Annotated in this window: 13 protein-coding genes; 7 read left to right on the top strand and 6 right to left on the bottom strand. The window is 66.9% G+C overall.

The window, feature by feature from the left end; translation table 11 throughout:
- The first annotated feature begins 43 nt into the window (after positions 1-43).
- The 3 genes from QW887_RS24010 (at position 44) to QW887_RS24000 (ending at position 2,838) form a co-directional block, all read left to right on the top strand.
- Positions 44-1,213, top strand: a complete 1,170-nt coding sequence (locus tag QW887_RS24010; RefSeq protein ID WP_316195110.1) for an acyl-CoA dehydrogenase family protein — start codon at positions 44-46, stop codon at positions 1,211-1,213.
- A complete protein-coding gene (locus QW887_RS24005) occupies positions 1,213-1,869 on the top strand; it encodes a glutathione S-transferase family protein (RefSeq protein ID WP_315717059.1) in 657 nt (218 codons plus the stop codon). The genes QW887_RS24010 and QW887_RS24005 overlap by 1 nt, the downstream gene beginning before the upstream one ends.
- 177 nt (positions 1,870-2,046) lie before the next feature.
- Positions 2,047-2,838, top strand: coding sequence for a helix-turn-helix domain-containing protein (locus tag QW887_RS24000; protein ID WP_316171975.1), 792 nt, complete (start codon positions 2,047-2,049; stop codon positions 2,836-2,838).
- Here QW887_RS24000 and QW887_RS23995 read toward each other — a convergent pair.
- On the bottom strand, positions 2,808-5,390 hold the full coding sequence (locus QW887_RS23995; protein WP_316195108.1) for a cation-translocating P-type ATPase: 2,583 nt from the start codon (positions 5,388-5,390) through the stop codon (positions 2,808-2,810). The two genes, QW887_RS24000 and QW887_RS23995, sit on opposite strands and share 31 nt — an antisense overlap.
- Before the next feature lie 186 nt (positions 5,391-5,576).
- On the opposite strand from QW887_RS23995, the gene QW887_RS23990 reads away from it, so the two are divergent.
- The 4 genes from QW887_RS23990 (at position 5,577) to QW887_RS23975 (ending at position 11,888) form a co-directional block, all read left to right on the top strand.
- A complete protein-coding gene (locus tag QW887_RS23990) occupies positions 5,577-6,443 on the top strand; it encodes a 3-keto-5-aminohexanoate cleavage protein (protein WP_316195105.1) in 867 nt (288 codons plus the stop codon).
- Between the two features lie 119 nt (positions 6,444-6,562).
- Positions 6,563-8,158 carry an AMP-binding protein gene (locus QW887_RS23985; protein ID WP_316195103.1) on the top strand — a complete coding sequence of 532 codons (1,596 nt, stop codon included), beginning with the start codon at positions 6,563-6,565 and terminating at the stop codon, positions 8,156-8,158.
- 140 nt (positions 8,159-8,298) lie between these two features.
- Positions 8,299-9,915: an acyl-CoA carboxylase subunit beta gene (locus tag QW887_RS23980; protein WP_316195101.1), complete on the top strand. Its 1,617-nt coding sequence runs from the start codon at positions 8,299-8,301 to the stop codon at positions 9,913-9,915.
- 17 nt (positions 9,916-9,932) lie between these two features.
- Complete coding sequence (locus QW887_RS23975) at positions 9,933-11,888, top strand: acetyl-CoA carboxylase biotin carboxylase subunit (RefSeq protein ID WP_316195167.1); 1,956 nt, start codon at positions 9,933-9,935, stop codon at positions 11,886-11,888.
- A gap of 227 nt (positions 11,889-12,115) precedes the next feature.
- Here QW887_RS23975 and QW887_RS23970 read toward each other — a convergent pair whose 3' ends face one another.
- The 5 genes from QW887_RS23970 to QW887_RS23950 all read right to left on the bottom strand — a co-directional run bounded on the left by QW887_RS23970 (position 12,116) and on the right by QW887_RS23950 (position 16,898).
- Complete coding sequence (locus tag QW887_RS23970; protein ID WP_315717065.1) at positions 12,116-12,478, bottom strand: response regulator; 363 nt, start codon at positions 12,476-12,478, stop codon at positions 12,116-12,118.
- The gene (locus tag QW887_RS23965; RefSeq protein WP_316195099.1) at positions 12,465-13,847 is read right to left on the bottom strand and encodes a PAS domain S-box protein; all 1,383 of its coding nucleotides are present in this window, start codon (positions 13,845-13,847) and stop codon (positions 12,465-12,467) included. The genes QW887_RS23970 and QW887_RS23965 overlap by 14 nt, the downstream gene beginning before the upstream one ends.
- Before the next feature lie 329 nt (positions 13,848-14,176).
- Positions 14,177-14,482 carry a cytochrome c gene (locus QW887_RS23960; protein WP_315717067.1) on the bottom strand — a complete coding sequence of 102 codons (306 nt, stop codon included), beginning with the start codon at positions 14,480-14,482 and terminating at the stop codon, positions 14,177-14,179.
- Between the two features lie 12 nt (positions 14,483-14,494).
- A complete protein-coding gene (locus QW887_RS23955; protein WP_316165645.1) occupies positions 14,495-15,244 on the bottom strand; it encodes a CBS domain-containing protein in 750 nt (249 codons plus the stop codon).
- Positions 15,245-15,335: 91 nt separating this feature from the next.
- Positions 15,336-16,898 carry an AMP-binding protein gene (locus QW887_RS23950; RefSeq protein WP_316165644.1) on the bottom strand — a complete coding sequence of 521 codons (1,563 nt, stop codon included), beginning with the start codon at positions 16,896-16,898 and terminating at the stop codon, positions 15,336-15,338.
- Positions 16,899-17,018: the final 120 nt, after the last annotated feature.

Raw genomic sequence — 17,018 nt, 5'->3', positions numbered from 1 at the left:
GTTCGGTCGCTCGCGATCGCCCCGGAATGACAGGGAATGAAACATGCTCTTCACCGCCGACCACGACGAACCGCGCCGCATCCTGCAGAAGTTCATCGCCGCCGAGATCAATCCTCACGTCGACGAATGGGAGGAAGCCGGCATCTTCCCCGCGCATGAGCTGTTCAAGAAGCTCGGTGACCTCGGCTTTCTCGGCCTCAACAAGCCGGTCGAGTTCGGCGGCCAGGGGCTCGACTATTCCTACGCGCTAATGATGGCGGAAGAGCTCGGCGCCATCAATTGCGGCGCGATCCCGATGGCGATCGGCGTACAGACCGACATGGCGACGCCGGCGCTGGCGCGGTTCGGCTCGGACGAGGTGCGCAAGGAGTTCCTGGCGCCCGCGATCTCAGGCGACTACGTCGCCTGCATCGGCGTCTCCGAGCCCGGCGCGGGCTCCGATGTCGCCTCGATCAAGACCCAGGCGCGCGGCGATGGCGACGACTACGTCATCAATGGCGGCAAGATGTGGATCACCAACGGCACCCAGGCCGATTTCATCTGCCTGCTCGCCAACACCAGCGACGGACCTGTCCATCGCAACAAGTCGCTGATCTGCGTGCCGATGAAGAGCAAGGGTGTGCAGGTCGCGCGCAAGCTCGACAAGATGGGCATGCGCGCGTCGGATACCGCGCAGATCTTCTTCGACAATGTCCGGGTGCCCAAGCGCAACCGCATCGGCGAGGAGGGGCAGGGTTTTACTTATCAGATGATGCAGTTCCAGGAGGAGCGACTGTGGGCGGGCGCCGCCTGCCTGAAGGCGCATGAGTCCATCATCAACGCGACCATCGAGTACACGCGCAACCGCAAGGCCTTCGGGCGCTCGATCCTCGACAACCAGGTCGTCCATTTCAAGCTCGCGGAAATGCAGACCGAGGTCGAGCTGCTGCGCGCGCTGACCTACCAGGCCGCGGAGGCGCTGATCGCCGGCGAGGACGTGACGCGGCTCGCGACGATGGTGAAGCTCAAGACCGGCCGGCTCGGCCGCGAGCTCACCGACGCCTGCCTGCAATATTGGGGCGGCATGGGCTTCATGAACGAGACCCCGGTCAGCCGCGCCTATCGCGATTCGCGCCTGAGCTCGATCGGCGGCGGCGCCGACGAGGTCATGTTGACCATCCTGTGCAAGATGATGGGGACTTTGCCCGGCACCGGCAAAGCTGGGAGCGCCTGATGATCACGCTGTATCATTGCGACGGCGCCCGCTCGTTTCGCCCGTTGTGGATGCTGGAAGAGCTTCGACTTAACTACGAGTTGAAGATGCTGCCGTTCCCGCCGCGGGTGCTGGCGAAGGAGTATCTGGCGATCAATCCGCTCGGCACGATCCCGTTCATGATCGACGGCGAGACGAAAATGACGGAGTCCTCGGGCATCTGCCATTATCTCGGCATCAAGCACGGCCCGACGCCGCTGATGGTCGGGCCTGAGGAAAAGGACTACGGCGCGTTCCTGAACTGGATGTATTTCTCCGACGCCACGCTGACGTTCCCGCAGACGCTGGTATTGCGATACACTCAGCTCGAGCCGGAGGAGCGTCGCTCGCCGCAGGTCGCCACGGATTATGCCAAGTGGTTCCTGGGACGGCTGCGCGCCGTGGAGGCAGCGACCGCGAATGCCGAGTTCTTGTGCGCGGGTCGTTTCACCGCGGCCGACATCGTGATCGGCTATGCATTGCGTCTCGCAGACACGCTTGGGCTCGCCAAGGATTTTGGGCCGAATGTGGCTGCCTATTGGGTGCGATTGCAGCAGCGCGAGGGCTATCAGCGGGCACGCGCCGCCGAGCAGCGTGCGGGCGTGGAGCAGGGCATCGAGCCGCGGGTAAGGCCGTAGCTTTGGGCACGTCATTCCGGGGCGATGCTCACGCGCGCCCCGGAATGACGATCATCTCGGATCGGTGAGTTAACCGCGACAAAAATCGGCAATCGTCGCCGATGACAGGGGCGCGAATTGCGCTATGGTTCTTCTCCAAAGAAGCGGCCGACAGAGCCGCGCCTCAGGAGGAAGACCATGGATGTGACCCGCCGGGACTCCGGCCATCTCATGCTGATCACGCCCGAGCGCGTCTTCTACGCCGGGCTGCTCGGCCGTCCGCGCCAGCGCTGCTCGGGCGCGTGCCATATCTACGTCGCGCTCACCGGCAGCCTGCGGCTGATTCCCGATGGCGGCGAGGAGCGTTGCGGCGAGCTGCTGGTCGTGCCGCCCAACAGGCCGCACACGATCGAGAGTGACTATCGGACCGTCATCGTCGTAACGATCGAGCCGGAGAGCGTGCCGATCGGCACCTTGGATCGCTTCGCGAGCAAGGTCACCCGCGAGGCGGAGGCCTATGCCGGCCGCATCCGCGCCGCCTATGAGGAGCTGGTGCAGCGGCCGCTGAGCGGCGACGTCACCAGCGCCGTGTTCGACCGGCTGTGCTTCGGCGAGGTGCTGCCGCAGCGGACGCTCGATCCCCGCGTGGTCAAGGCGATCGGCCTGATCAGCCGCTTCTCCGGCGAGCCGGCCACGGCCGAGAGCTGCGCCGCCGCCGTCGGGCTCTCGACGTCGCGCTTCCTGCATCTGTTCAAGGAGGAGACCGACATCTCCTTCCGCTCGTTCCGCGCCTGGAAGCGCGCGCGGCATCTGCTCAACTACGCCAACCAGGACCTCAACCTGGCGCATCTCGCGCAGGACATCGGTTATCCGGATTCCACGCATTTCAGCCACTCGATCCGCCGCTTCTACGGGCTGAAGCCGCGCGCGATCTTCTCCGGCTCGCGCGATCTCGCGATCTACCGCGCCGGCGAGGTCGCCTTGACCTGACCTTTCCTGGCTGCGTGCCGCGCGAGCGCGGCGCGCAGCGGAAACTTCGACAGTTCGAGCAGGATCAGCGTGGTCAGCGCGGCTGTCGCGGTCAGCGCGAGATCGTCGGCGTGCAGCGGTCCGAACCGGAACAGCCCCGCGGCGGCGGGCAGCGTCAGGCTGGTCGCGAGCACGGCGACGACGAAGCCGATCACCAGCAGCAGCATGCGGTTCGGCCGCAGCAGCGCCTCGCGCAGCGAGCTCGAGAACGAGCGGTTGACGAAGATCAGGCTGACGATCACCGACACCAGGGTGAAGAACACCAGCGCGCGGAGCTCGTCGTCCGGCATGCCGTTGCGGTGTGCCAGCAGCAGGACGCCGCCCGTGGTGAGCATCGCCAGGATGCCCTGCAGCGCCCCCCACAGCACCAGCGGCCGCGGCAGCAATGGCTCCTGCGGATCGCGCGGCGGCCGCCGCATGATGTCGCTTTCCTCGGTCTCGGCCTCGAACACCAGCGAACAGACGGGATCGATGATCATTTCGAGAAAGGCGATGTGCACGGGTCCGAGCAGCAGCGGCAGGCCCGTGACGAGCGGCAGCAGCGCCAGCCCGGCGATCGGAAAGTGCACGGCGAGGATGAAGCTCATCGCCTTGCGCAGATTGTCGTAGATGCGCCGGCCGAGCCGGATCGCCTTGACGATCGAGCCGAAATCATCGTCGAGCAGCACGATCGCCGAGGCCTCGCGCGCGACGTCGGTGCCGCGGCCGCCCATCGCGATGCCGATATGCGCGGCCTTGAGCGACGGCGCATCATTGACGCCGTCGCCGGTCATCGCGACGATCTCGCCGTCGGCCTTGAGCGCGGTGACGATGCGCAGCTTCTGCTCCGGCATGATGCGCGCGAACGCCGTCGGCGCGCGCGCCGCAAGCGCCAGGGCGTCGTCGTCGAGATCGGCAAGCTCGGGGCCCGCGATGACGCGCTCGGGATCGATCCCGGCCTGCCGCGCAATGGCGGTGGCCGTCGCGGGATAGTCGCCGGTGATCATGATGACGCGGACGCCGGCGGAGCGGCACTCGGCGACGGCATCCTTCACCTCCGGACGCAGCGGGTCGGCGAAGCCGACGAGACCGCGGAACGAGAACGCGAAGTCCTGCTGTGTGTCGGGGAGCGCCTCGCCGCTCCAGCTCGCCTGGGCGACGCCGAGCACGCGCAGGCCCTCGGCGGCGAGCGTCTCGACGCGCGCCTGCAGCGCCGCCAGCTCGCCGCCATCGACGCCGCAGAGCGATGCGATCGCTTCCGGCGCGCCCTTGGCCGCAGCGACGCCGGCGCCGTCGCGCGACCAGACGTTGGTCATCGCCAGCAGGTCGGGGCGCAGACCGTAGCGCCGCTGCAACGTGGCGCCCGCGGTGGTGTCGGCGCCGAGCGCGTGCAGCGCCTGCTCCATCGGATCATGCGACTGCGGGTCGCAGGCGAGCACGGCGGTGGCGACGAGATCGCGGAAGGGCGGTGTGATGGCGTCCGGCGTCGCCGTCGCAGGCTGCAGCGCGCCGCCGTCCGGCAGCACCAGCCGGGCCACCATCATGCGGTTCTGCGTCAGCGTGCCGGTCTTGTCGGTGCACAGCACGGTGGCGGCGCCGAGCGATTCGATCGCCGAAGCGCGCCGCGTCAGCACCCGCGCCTGCGAGATGCGCCAGGCGCCCATCGCCAGAAACACCGTCAGCACCACCGGGAATTCCTCCGGGAGCATCGACATGCCCAGCGCGATGCCGGCGAGGATTCCCTCCAGCCAGCCGCCGCGATACACCGCATAGAGCACGACCGTGATCGCAACCACGATGGCGCCGGCGATCGCGAACGCCAGCACCAGGCGCCGGGTCTGCTGCCGCAACCGCGGCGTCTCGGTCTCCAGGGCGGTCACCGACTGGCCGATCCTGCCGATCGCCGTGTGCGGCCCGGTCGCCATCACCTCGGCAATGCCGCCGCCGCGCACCACCAGGCTGCCGGAGAACACGAAGGGCTGGTCGTCGCCGCCGGCCACGGTTGCCGCGTCCATCGCTTCGCCGGCGGCCGGCCGCTTGCGCACCGGCACGGATTCGCCTGTCAGCAACGATTCATCTGTCAGCAGATCGTCGCATTGCCGCAGCACCGCATCGGCTGCGACGCGATCACCTTCCGCCAGCACGATGAGATCGCCGCGCACCACCTCGCGGCCGGCGATGCGGATGCGCTCGCCGTCGCGGATCACCAGGGCGCGCGGGCTTGACAGGTCGCGCAGCGATTCCAGCACGCGCTCGGTCCGCGCCTCCTGCACGATGGTGATGAAGACGGAGGCCGAGGCGAACACGCCGAGCAGCATCGCTTCCGCCGCGTCGCCCAGCGCGAGATAGATGCCGGCGCCGCCCAGCAGCAGGAGAAGCATCGGTTCCTTCAGAACGTCGGCGACGAGGCGCAGGATCGAGCGCGAGCCCGGCTGCGGCAGCTCGTTGAAGCCTTCCGTCCGCAGCCGACGCGCTGCCTCCGCCGCGCTCAAGCCATTGGGAAACATCGGCGCAGGTTGTGGGTCGATCGACATTGCACGCCCGTGAGGAGAAGCAGGAACCGCTTAGCGCCGTTTCCGGCCGCGGACTTGATGCAAAGCAATATCCGGTTGCGCCGCATGTCACCAGCGAGTCAACGCAAGCAGATCCCGGCGTGCGGCCGTCATATACGGACCCTGTCAGCACAGCGCCGCCTGCGCGCAGCCCATCGAACGAGTGCCATGAGCGACAAAGCCGTCATCACCTGCGCGCTGAACGGCGTGCTCACCGATCCCAGGCAGCACCATGTGCCGGTCACGCCCGAGGAGATGGCGCGCGAGGCGCGGCGCGCCTATGACGCGGGTGCTGCGATCATGCACATCCATCTGCGCCAGCAGGCGCCGGGCAAGGGGCATCTGCCGTCCTGGGACGTCGACGTCTCCCGCGAGATCCAGCAGGCGATCCGGGAGGCCTGTCCCGGCGTGATCATCAATCACACCTCGGGCGTGTCCGGACCGAACTATCAAGGCGCGCTCGACTGCATCCGGCAGACCCGGCCGGAGATCGCGGCCTGCAATGCCGGCTCGCTGAACTATCTGAAGGTCAAGGCCGACAACAATTGGGCCTGGCCGCCGATGATGTTCGACAACTCGGTCGAGAAGATCCAGGACTATCTCGCCGCGATGAAGGACGCGCACACGATCCCGGAATTCGAATGCTTCGATGTCGGCATCGTCCGCTGCGTCGGCATGTATCGCCAGGCCGGCATGTATGACGGCCCGCTCGAATACAACTTCGTGATGGGCGTCGCCTCCGGCATGCCGGCCGATCCCGAGCTGCTGCCGATCCTGCTCAAGCTGAAGCTGCAGGAAGCGCACTGGCAAGTCACGGCGATTGGCCGGGCGGAGATCTGGCCGCTGCACCAGCGCTGCGCCGAGCTCGGCGGCCATCTCCGCACCGGGCTGGAAGACACGTTCTATCTCGCCGACGGCACCAAGGTGACCTCGAACGGCCAGCTGATCGAGGCCATCGCGGCGTGCGCGCGGCGCGCCGGCCGCGAGATCGCAAGCCCGGACGAGGCGCGGCAGATGTTCGGCACGGTGAACTGACGCAGGCAGACGCCGTCATTGCGAGCGCAGCGACGCAATCCAGAGTTCTGCATGACGCCCTGGATTGCTTCGTCGCCTTCGGCTCCTCGCAATGACGTGAATGGGGAGGGAACAGACCAATGACCAATCTCGACGCCACCGGCGGCGTGTCCGGTCCCGGCCGCATCGGCCGGGTTGCGATCGGCGACCTCCTGAAGCGCGCGGCGCGCCGCTTTCCCGAGCGGGTGGCGATCACCGATGGCGCCCGTCAGGTGACGTTCACCGAGCTCGAGCGCGATGCCAATCGGTTTGCGAACCATCTCGTCGCCAAGGGGCTGAAGCCGGGCGAGAAGATCTCGACCGTCTGCAACAACTCGATCGAGTTCGTCAAAGCGCTGTTCGGCATCCATCGCGCCGGTCTCGTCTGGGTGCCGATCAATACGATGCTCGGGCCCGCCGACATGGATTACATCCTCGGCCATGCCGAGGTGCGCTTCGCGCTCGTCGATGACAATCTGTTTGCGCAGCCGGAGCGGCGGGCGGCGCTGGAACAGCGCGGCGTCGAGCTGGTCGCCGTCGATCTCACCGGCACGGCGAGGACCTCGGGGCTCGCCAGCTTCACCGACCTCATCCAGGGGCATTCGGACGTCGAGCCCGAGATCGAGATCAACGATCGCGATCTCGCGATGATCATCTACACGTCGGGCACGACGTCGCGGCCGAAGGGCGCGATGCACTGTCACCTCGCCGTGGTGATGGCCGTCATGAGCAACTGCATCGAGATGCAGCTCTCGCGCGACGACGGCATCACCGGGCAGTTCCCGCTGTTCCACTGTGCCGGTCACGTGCTGCTGCTCAGCTATCTCTCGGTCGGCGGCCGCATGGCGCTGATGCGCGGCTTCGACCCGGTCGCCTGCATGGAGGCGATCGTACGCGATCGGCTGACCGTGTTCGTCGGTCTGCCGCTGATGTACCAAGCCATCCTCGATCATCCGCGGCGGAAGGAGTTCGATCTTTCGCATCTGCGCACCTGCCTCTACACCATGGCGCCGATGGGCCGGCCGCTGCTGGAGCGCGCGATCAAGGAGCTGTGTCCGAACTTCGCGCTGACCAGCGGTCAGACCGAGATGTATCCGGCGACGACGATGTCGCGGCCCGAGGTCCAGCTCGACCGCTTCGGCAACTACTGGGGCGAGTCGCTGTTCGTCAACGAGACCGCCATCATGGACGATGCCGGAAATCTGCTGCCGCCCGGCGAGATCGGCGAGCTGGTGCATCGCGGGCCCAACGTGATGCTGGGCTACTACAAGGATCCGAAATCGACCGAGGACGCCCGCAAGTTCGGCTGGCACCACACCGGCGACCTCGCGGTCATCGACAAGGGCGAGGTGCTGTTCCTCGATCGCAAGAAGGACATGATCAAGTCCGGCGGCGAGAACGTCGCCTCGGTCAAGATCGAGGAGACCCTGCTGGCGCATCCGGCGGTGCAGAATGCCGCCGTCGTCGGCCTGCCGCATCCGCAATGGGGCGAGGCCGTCTCGGCCTTCGTCAAGCTCAAGCCCGGCGCGCAGGCCAGTGAGACCGAGCTGCTCGAGCACTGCCGCAAGTCGCTTGGCGGCTTCCAGGTGCCGAAGCTGGTGCGGGTGCTCGAGGAGATGCCGATGACGGCTACCGGCAAGCTGCGCAAGGTCGAGCTGCGCCAGGCCTACGGCGAGCATTTCGCGAAGAGCGCGTGAGCCGTATCAACGACTTCCGCCGTCATTCCGGGATGGCCCGAAGGGCCAGGCCCGGAATCCATAACCACCATCGGGAGTATGGATTCCGGGCTCGCGCTCCGCGCGCCCCGGAATGACGGCCAAAAGAGAGAACCTCGTTCGTGGCAGTGATCGACAACACCATCTCTCCCGCCGGCGCGGCCTTCCAGGCCAACCGTGACGGCATGCTCGACCTGATCGCGCGGATGCGCGATCTGGAGGCGCGCACGCGCAATGCCTCGGCGGCGGCAAAGGAGCGCTTCCATCAGCGCGGCCAGTTGTTGCCGCGCGAGCGCGTCGCCTTGGTGCTCGATCCCGGCGCGCCGTTCCTGGAGCTATCGACGCTTGCCGGCTACATGTTCGATACGCCGGACCCGGCCAAGAGTGTGCCGGGCGGCGGCGTCGTCGCCGGCATCGGCTTCGTGTCCGGCGTGCGCTGCATGGTCTCGGCGAACGACGCCGGCATCGATGCCGGCGCGCTGCAGCCTTACGGCCTCGACAAGACCCTGCGCGTGCAGGAGCTGGCGCTGGAGAACAAGCTGCCCTACGTGCAACTGGTCGAGAGTGCCGGTGCCAACCTGCTGCGCTACCGCGTCGAGGATTTCGTCCGCGGCGGCAACATCTTTCGCAACCTGGCGCGGCTATCGGCGGCGGGCCTCCCGGTCGTCACCGTGACGCATGGTTCGTCGACCGCGGGCGGCGCCTATCAGACCGGATTGTCCGACTACATCGTGATGGTGCGCGGGCGCACCCGTGCCTTCCTCGCCGGGCCGCCGCTGTTGAAGGCCGCGACCGGCGAGATCGCCACCGAGGAGGAGCTCGGCGGCGCCGAGATGCACACCTCGATCTCCGGGCTCGGCGACTATCTCGCCGAGGACGATCGCGACGCGCTGCGCATCGCGCGCGAGATCATGGGCAAGCTCAACTGGGACCGGCCGTCGCGGGAGTCGTCGCCGGTACAGCCGCCGCGCTACGATCAGGAGGAGCTGCTCGGCATCATGGCGCTCGACCACAAGCGCCCCGTCGACATGCGCCAGGTCATTGCGCGCATCGTCGACGACAGTGACTTCGTCGAGATGGCGCCGAACTACGGGCCTGCGACGGTGTGTGGCCATGCCCACATCGAGGGCCAGGCGATCGGCATCGTCACCAACAATGGCCCGCTCGATCCGGCGGGCGCCAACAAGGCGACGCACTTCATCCAGGCCTGCTGCCAGACGCGCACACCGATCCTGTATCTCAACAACACCACAGGCTACATGGTCGGCCGCGCCTATGAGGAGGCCGGCATGATCAAGCACGGCTCCAAGATGATCCAGGCGGTGACGTCGGCGACCGTGCCGCAGATCACGATCTATTGCGGGGCCTCGTTCGGGGCGGGCAATTACGGCATGTGCGGCCGTGGATTCCACCCGCGCTTCTGCTTCTCCTGGCCCAACGCCAAGACCGCAGTGATGGGTGGTGAGCAGGCGGCGGAGACGATGGCGATCGTGACCGAAGCGGCCGCGGCGCGCCGCGGCAAGCCGGTGGAACGCGAGAAGCTCGACGCCATGAAGGCGCAGATCATCGGCGTGTTCGACAGCCAGATGGACGTGTTTGCGACTTCGGCGCGCGTGCTCGACGACGGCGTGATCGATCCGCGCGACACCCGCGCGGTGCTGTCGGAGGTGCTGGCGATCTGCCGCGAGGCGGAGGCGCGGCAGCCGCAGCGCATGCAGTTCTCGGTGTCCAGGCCATGAGCGGAGAGATGACGGGAATGCAACGCAGGCCGTTCCACAAGGTGCTGATCGCCAACCGCGGTGAGATCGGCTTGCGGATCATGCGCACCGCGCGCCGGCTCGGCTACGGCGTGGTCGCAGTCTATTCCGATGCAGATTTTGAGGCGCCGCATGTCCGGCTCGCCGATCAGGCGGTCCGCATCGGCGCGCCGCCGCCGGCACAGTCCTATCTCAACATCGCAGCGATCATCGCCGCGGCAAAGGCGACGGGCGCGGATGCCGTGCATCCCGGTTATGGCTTCCTCGCCGAGAACGAGGATTTTGCGCAAGCGTGCAAGGAGGCCGGTCTGGTGTTCATCGGGCCATCGCCCGAGGCGATCAAGGCGATGGGCAACAAGGCCGGCGCCAAGGTGATCATGAGTTGCGCCGGTGTGCCCTGCGTACCCGGCTATCAGGGGGAGGACCAGGGCGACGACGCAATGCTGCGCGAGGCGCGCCGCATTGGTTTCCCGGTAATGATCAAGGCCGTCGCCGGTGGCGGCGGCCGCGGCATGCGGCTCGTGGCAGACGCCGGCGCGTTCCCCGATTTGCTGCGCAGTGCGCGCTCCGAAGCGGCCGCCGCGTTTGGTGACGGCACCGTCATCCTGGAGAAGGCGATCGCCAATCCGCGCCACATCGAGATCCAGGTGTTCGGCGATCGGCACGGCAATGCCATCCATCTCGGCGAGCGCGACTGTTCGGTGCAGCGCCGGCACCAGAAGCTGATCGAGGAGGCGCCGTCGCCCGCGGTCGGGCCGGAGCTGCGCGCGCGCATGGGCGCCGTGGCGGTGCAGGCGGTGAAGGCGCTCGGCTATGAGGGCGCGGGCACCCTGGAATTCCTGCTCGACGGCGACGGCCAATTCTACTTCATGGAGATGAACACGCGGCTGCAGGTCGAGCATCCCGTGACAGAGGCACTGACGGGACTCGATCTCGTCGAATGGCAATTGCGCATCGCCGCCGGCGAGCCCCTGCCGTTGCGCCAGGAGCAGGTCAGCTTCTCGGGGCACGCGATCGAGGTGCGACTGTGCTCCGAGGATGCGGCGCACGACTTCATGCCGCAGTCCGGGCGGATGACGCTGTGGCAGATGCCCGGGACGATCCGGGTCGAGCATGCGCTGGAGTCCGGCGCCGACATCCCGCCCCATTACGATTCGATGATCGCCAAGCTGATCAGCCATGCTGCGACTCGTGAGGAGGCGCGCGCAAGACTGATCGCCGGATTGGAGCAGGCCGTTGCCTTGGGCGTCCCGACCAACCGGGCCTTCCTCATGTCCTGCCTGCGGCATCCGGCCTTCTCCGCGGGCAAGGCGACCACCGCATTCATCGCGGCGCATCGTGACGAGCTGCGTGCGCCGGCGGTCGAAGCGGCAGACCTCGCGCTGGGTGCGTTGCTGCTCTCCGTCAGCCATCCGCTCGCGCATCCCGTCCGCCGCGGCCGCTCGCTCGCGGCAGCCTTCGCGACGCCGCTCCGGTTCGAGATCGCCGGTGAGGTGGCCGAGTGCGAGCTGCTGCGCGAGCGTGACGGAATCTATCGCGTGACGCGTGGCGATGCAGAGCATCGCTTCGAGATCGTGTCGCTCACGGATGATGCGATCCGCGTTCGTCACGCCGAGATCGTCGAGAGCGCCCGCTTCGTCCGCGACAACGATCGGCTGTTCGTCCAGCATCGCGACCAGACGCTGGCGCTGCGCGACGTGACGTTGGCGAGGCCGCAATCCTCAGCCGCTGGCGGCGGTGATGGCAGGGTTCGCGCGGCGTTGAATGGTCGTGTGGTCGCGGTGCTGGTGAAGCCGGGCGACAGCGTGGCTGTGGGACAGCCGGTGGTGACGCTCGAGGCGATGAAGATGGAGCACGTCCACACCGCCGGCATCGCCGGAACGGTGACCGCGATCGAGGTCGCCGAGGGCGACCAGGTGACGACGGGGCGGATCGTGGCGGAGATTGCGGCCTGACCGTCGGGCAGGTGGGCGTGAGTTGCCTGCCTGCGTCCTTTCAGGGCGCGACGTCGATGTGGATGGCCGGGACAAGCCCGGCCATGACGACGTGGAAACAGACGGTCGAAAGACGGAGACCGCCACAAGCGATTGCGCTGGCAGTTGCGGGGAGAGGTCGGCTTGTCTCGAAGATGCAACCGCTGCAGCCACGTCACGCGGAAGGTCGTCTCCCGCTGCAACAGACTTCACTGATGCAATTGCCGCTTCAGTGCGGCTACCAGCCGCGACGTCTGGAACGGCTTCGACAGCAGCGGTGCCGTGGCGAATTCTTCCGGGCATTGATCGACGGAATAGCCGGTGACGGCGACGAAGGGCACGCCGGCCGCGACCAAAGCGCGCGCGATCGGCGCCGATGTTTCCTGCCCGAGATTGACGTCGAGCACGGCGAGATCGCAGTGATTCCGCTCCAGCAGATGGAGGGCTTTGTGCACGGTCGCCGCCACGCCGACGACCGTGAATCCGGCGGCTTCGAGCTCGACCGCGAGGTCGAAGCCGATCATGGGATCGTCCTCGACGATCAGGAGATGAGTCTTCTCACTGTCGCGCATGATGACGGTCGCGGCAGAGGCGTTGCAGGGGGCACCTCAGGTGCCAGCGTAGTCCGGTCGGCAGGAACTCGACCTCGACCGTTCCATCCAGGCCGGCGCGTACCAGATCGGAAATCACCCGGCTGCCGAAGCCGGTGTGCTCCGGCGGCGCGACCTCAGGTCCGCCGCTTTCGACCCAGGTCATGTCGAAGCTGTCGTCGATGCGCGTCCAGCGGACCGCGATCCGTCCCTCGTCGTTCGACAGTGCACCATATTTGGCGGCGTTGGTGGCGAGCTCGTGGACTGCCATGCCGATCGACTGCGCGGCCTCCGGCGTCAGCTCGATCGGCGGCCCGTCGATCGCGATGCGGTCGCCGATCAAGTCGCTGAACGCCCCGAGCTGCGAGCGGACCAGGCCGCCGAGTGGAATGAAACGCCAATCGTTCTGGATCAGGAGATCCTGATTGCTCGCGATCGCCTGCAGGCGCTCCAGAAAGCGGTTGAGGTCGAGCTGGCGGCCGTGACGGGTCATCTGCCGGGCGATCGCCTGCACCAGCGACAGCAGGTTCTTGCTGCGGTGGTTCACCTCGGCCAGCAAGGTGCGCAACTGCTCCCTTGTCTGGCGCTTGTCGGTGATGTCACGCACGATCTTGGAGGCGCCGATGATGCGGCCGCTGGAGTCCCGGACCGGCGAGACCGTCACCGACACGTCGATGAGCGCCCCATCCTTGCGCAGCCGGATGGTCTCGAAATTGTCGATGATCGCGCCGGATAGGACGGTGGCGAGGATCCGGTCCTCCTCGGCCTGGCGCTCCTGCGGGATGATCGTGCGGATCGAGCGGTTGATCATCTCGCCTTCCGAGAAGCCGAAGATGCGTTCGGCGCTCTTGTTCCAGCTGGTGATCGTGCCGTCCAGCGTCTTGCTGACGACGCCGTCCGAGGACGAGGCGACGATGGCCGCGAGCATCGCCGCCGCACGCTCGGTCTTCTTCGACAGCGTGACATCGCGGATGACTTTGGAGATGCCGACAATCACGCCGGTGCTGCTGCGGATCGGTGAAAACGTGATGGAGACCTCGATCGGGCGTCCCTGCTTGGTCAGCCGGACGGTCTCGAAGCTCTCGATCGCTTCGCCCGCGTTGACCCTGGCGCGCAAGGCGCTCGCTTCTTCCGCCAGCTCGGGGGGGATGATCTCGGAGACGGATCTGCCGATCATTTCAGCCGCGGTGAACCCCAGCATCCGTTCGCTGGCCGCGTTCCAACTGCGGATGACGCCGTCGGCGGTGGTGCCGATAATGGCGTCGGCCGAGGACTCCACGATCGCCGCCAGATAGGCCGTATCGTCGTCGGTTACGCGTGGGACGGGGGAGGCGCCGGGCATTCCGTGCACGTCGCAGGCTCCTTGCTAACAGGTCGGCAGAGAAGACGCCGTGCACCGGATTACCAACTTGTTTGTGTACAAATGCAAGGGCTATCTCGATCGCTGCTTGTTGTTGGTTTTTCCGGCAACGAGGACAGGACGATTTGCCGTCGGCAGACCCCCTTGGGGCCGTGCGACGTGCTCCAGCTCACGACGGCGAACACAGAGAACGCAGGCATGGGCGTTTTGTTCCAGGGATTCTGCTAAATTGCCGCCGAACGTTCGGCGCCAGGGTCCGCTTGCATCCGGACGCCGCCGACCGGGGGGGGGGCTCAACCCATTGGCGAATGTCGTATCAACTACTTCCTCAGGCTGAGGATGTAGCCTGCCAGATCGGCCGCATCATTCGCACTGAGCGGATTGTTGGCCATCGTCGCGTGGGGAAGCAGGAGGAACTTGGCCAGCATCTCCTTCGTCACGTCATCCCTGGCCGCGATGGCGACGAACGGCCGGGCGCGCCGGAACTTGGTCGGCTCTGTGGCCACGGCGTGGCAGGCGGCGCACCAGCGCTCGGCGAGCTGGCGGCCGTGATCGAGATCCTCGGCGGCCGCCGGGGCGGACAGCAGGACCAGCAGCAGCAGCGATGGTACGGAGGCACGTCGCACGCCCGGCTCTCCTCACAGCGGCTGGTCGTCGTCGGTCGACGGCTGGTCCTGCAGCGAGACGATGTCACCGCCGCCGAACTCGTCCTCTGGCGGCGGATAGACCCACATGTGGTCGCGCACGTTCCTGACGCCCTGGACGCTCTTGGCCGCCACGATCGCCGTGGCCCGCTCCTTCTCGCTGCGCACCGCGCCCGTGAGATGCGCGATACCGTTGCGGACGACGACGTTGAAGCGGCAATGCTTGCAGGCGGCCTGGTCGAGTGAATCGAGGATGGCGTTGCGGATCCCGTCATCGTCAGGGGTGGGGCCTGGAACGGCAGTGGCGAGGTCGGCCACGGTTTGCAGGAAATCCGTATGGGTCACCACGCCGGCCAGCCGGTCGCCACTCATCACAGGGAGACGCTTGATGTTGCGCTTCTCCATGATCTCGGCGATCTCCGCCAGGCTGGCATCGACGCTGACCGTGACCGGAGGCTGGCTCATGATGTCGCCAACCGTACGGCCGTGGGAATGGACGAAGTCGGCGCCGATGCGGCCGCGGCCGACCAGGAGGTCGAGCCAGCGGCCTTGCCTGCGTTCGGTGCCGAGCTCGGCGCGGCGCAGGAAATCACCGTCCGTGACCATGCCGACGAGCGTGCCGGACGCGTCGACCACAGGCAGCCCGCCGATGTGGTTGCGCAGCATGATCCGCGCTGCCTCGGCCACCGGGGTTCCGGGCGTCACCGCGATCACGGATCTGGTCATGATTTGATGAGCGCGCATGTCGTCGTCTCGTGCTGCGATCGCAATTGGCGGAGAATAGCTGCGCGGCACCGCGCGCGCTTGACCAGGATCAATCCGAGGTCGTGCCGCCCTACACGATCCTTGACGTCTTGTTGCCCCAATAGCGGTCGCGCAGCAGGCGCTTGTAGAGCTTGCCGGTCGGCAGCCGCGGCAGCTCCTTCTCGAAATCGATCGAGCGCGGCACCTTCTGCCGCGACAGCGACTGCCGGCAGAACGCGATCAGCTCCTCTTCCAGCTCGGGCCCAGGCATGATGCCCGACATCGGCTGGACCACCGCCTTCACCTCCTCGCCGAGATCGGGGTTGGGCACGCCGAATACGGCGGCATCGGCGACCTTCGGATGCGTGATCAGCAGGTTCTCGCATTCCTGCGGATAGATGTTCACGCCGCCGGAGATGATCATGAAGGTGGCGCGGTCGGTGAGATAGAGATAGCCGTCGGCATCGACATAGCCGACGTCGCCCACGGTGCTCATGCTGCCGTCGGCCGAACGGGCCTCCTTGGTGCGCTCGGGGTCGTTGAAGTACTCGAACGGCGATCCCGTCTTGAACCACACCGTGCCGGCCGTTCCTGTCGGGCACGGCTGCATGGTCTCATCGAGAATGTGCAGGTCGCCGAACAGCACCTTGCCGACGGTGCCGCGATGCGCGAGCCATTCCGCGCTGTCGCAGGCGGTGAAGCCGAGGCCTTCGGTGGCGCCGTAATATTCGTGGATGATCGGCCCCCACCATCTGATCATGTCCTCCTTGACCTGTGCCGGGCAGGGCGCGGCGGCATGGATCGCGACCTCGAGCGAGGAGAGATCATAGCGCGTGCGGATCTCTTCCGGCAGTTTCAACATGCGCGAGAACATCGTCGGCACCAATTGCGTATGCGTGATGCCCCATTGCTCGACCAGTTGCAGGTAGCGCTCGGGGTCGAACGTCTCCATGATGATGGCGGTGCCGCCGACGCGGATGGTGAGGTTGACCGCGGCCTGCGGCGCGGAGTGATAGAGCGGCGCCGGCGACAGGTAGATCATGCCTTCGCGGTAGCGCCACAGTCTTTCCAGGAAGTCGAAGATCGGAAGCTGCTGAACCGGCGGCTGCTCGGGCAGCGGCCGCAGGATGCCCTTCGGCCGGCCCGTGGTGCCGGAGGAGTACAGCATCGCGGTGCCGACGCATTCGTCGGCGATCGGCGTCGCCGGCAGGCCGGCCGTGGCCTCGGCGAGGCCGACGATCCGCTCGCTCTCGCCAAGTTCGTCCCGTCGGCCATCGGCGACGATGCAGAGCTCGATGTCGGGCGCCTGCTTCAGCGCCTCGCGCGCGACGTCGAGCTTGGCGAGGGAGGTGATCAGAAGCCGCGACCGGCTGTTATTGAGGATGTAGGCCAGCTCGCCGGGCGTGAGGTAGGAGTTCACGCAGGTGAAATACAGCCCGGAGCGCTCGCCGGCGCCGCACGCCTCCAGATAGCGGCTGTTGTTCTCCATGAAGATCGAATAGTGGTCGAGCCGCTTCAGGCCGCGTTGGCGGAACAGATGCGCCAGCCGGTTGCTGCGCGCCTCCAACTCGCGATAGGTCACCGCCTCGCCGGTCGAGGCCATGATGAAGGCAGGCTGCAATGGGCGCAGCCGGGCGTGCTTGCCGGTGTACATGTGTCCTCCTGCCGATGCGCGCAGCTCGCCGCGGCGCGGCGCGCAGGCGGGAGGAAGGCGCCTGCCGCGGCACCTCGGCATGGCGACGCGATGCAGACGGTGCTGCCTCACGCGTCCAGG

The organism is Bradyrhizobium sp. SZCCHNRI3052, from assembly GCF_032484895.1.
In the GTDB taxonomy this organism is placed as follows: Bacteria; Pseudomonadota; Alphaproteobacteria; order Rhizobiales; family Xanthobacteraceae; genus Bradyrhizobium.
This window is presented reverse-complemented; position numbering and strand designations above follow the sequence as displayed.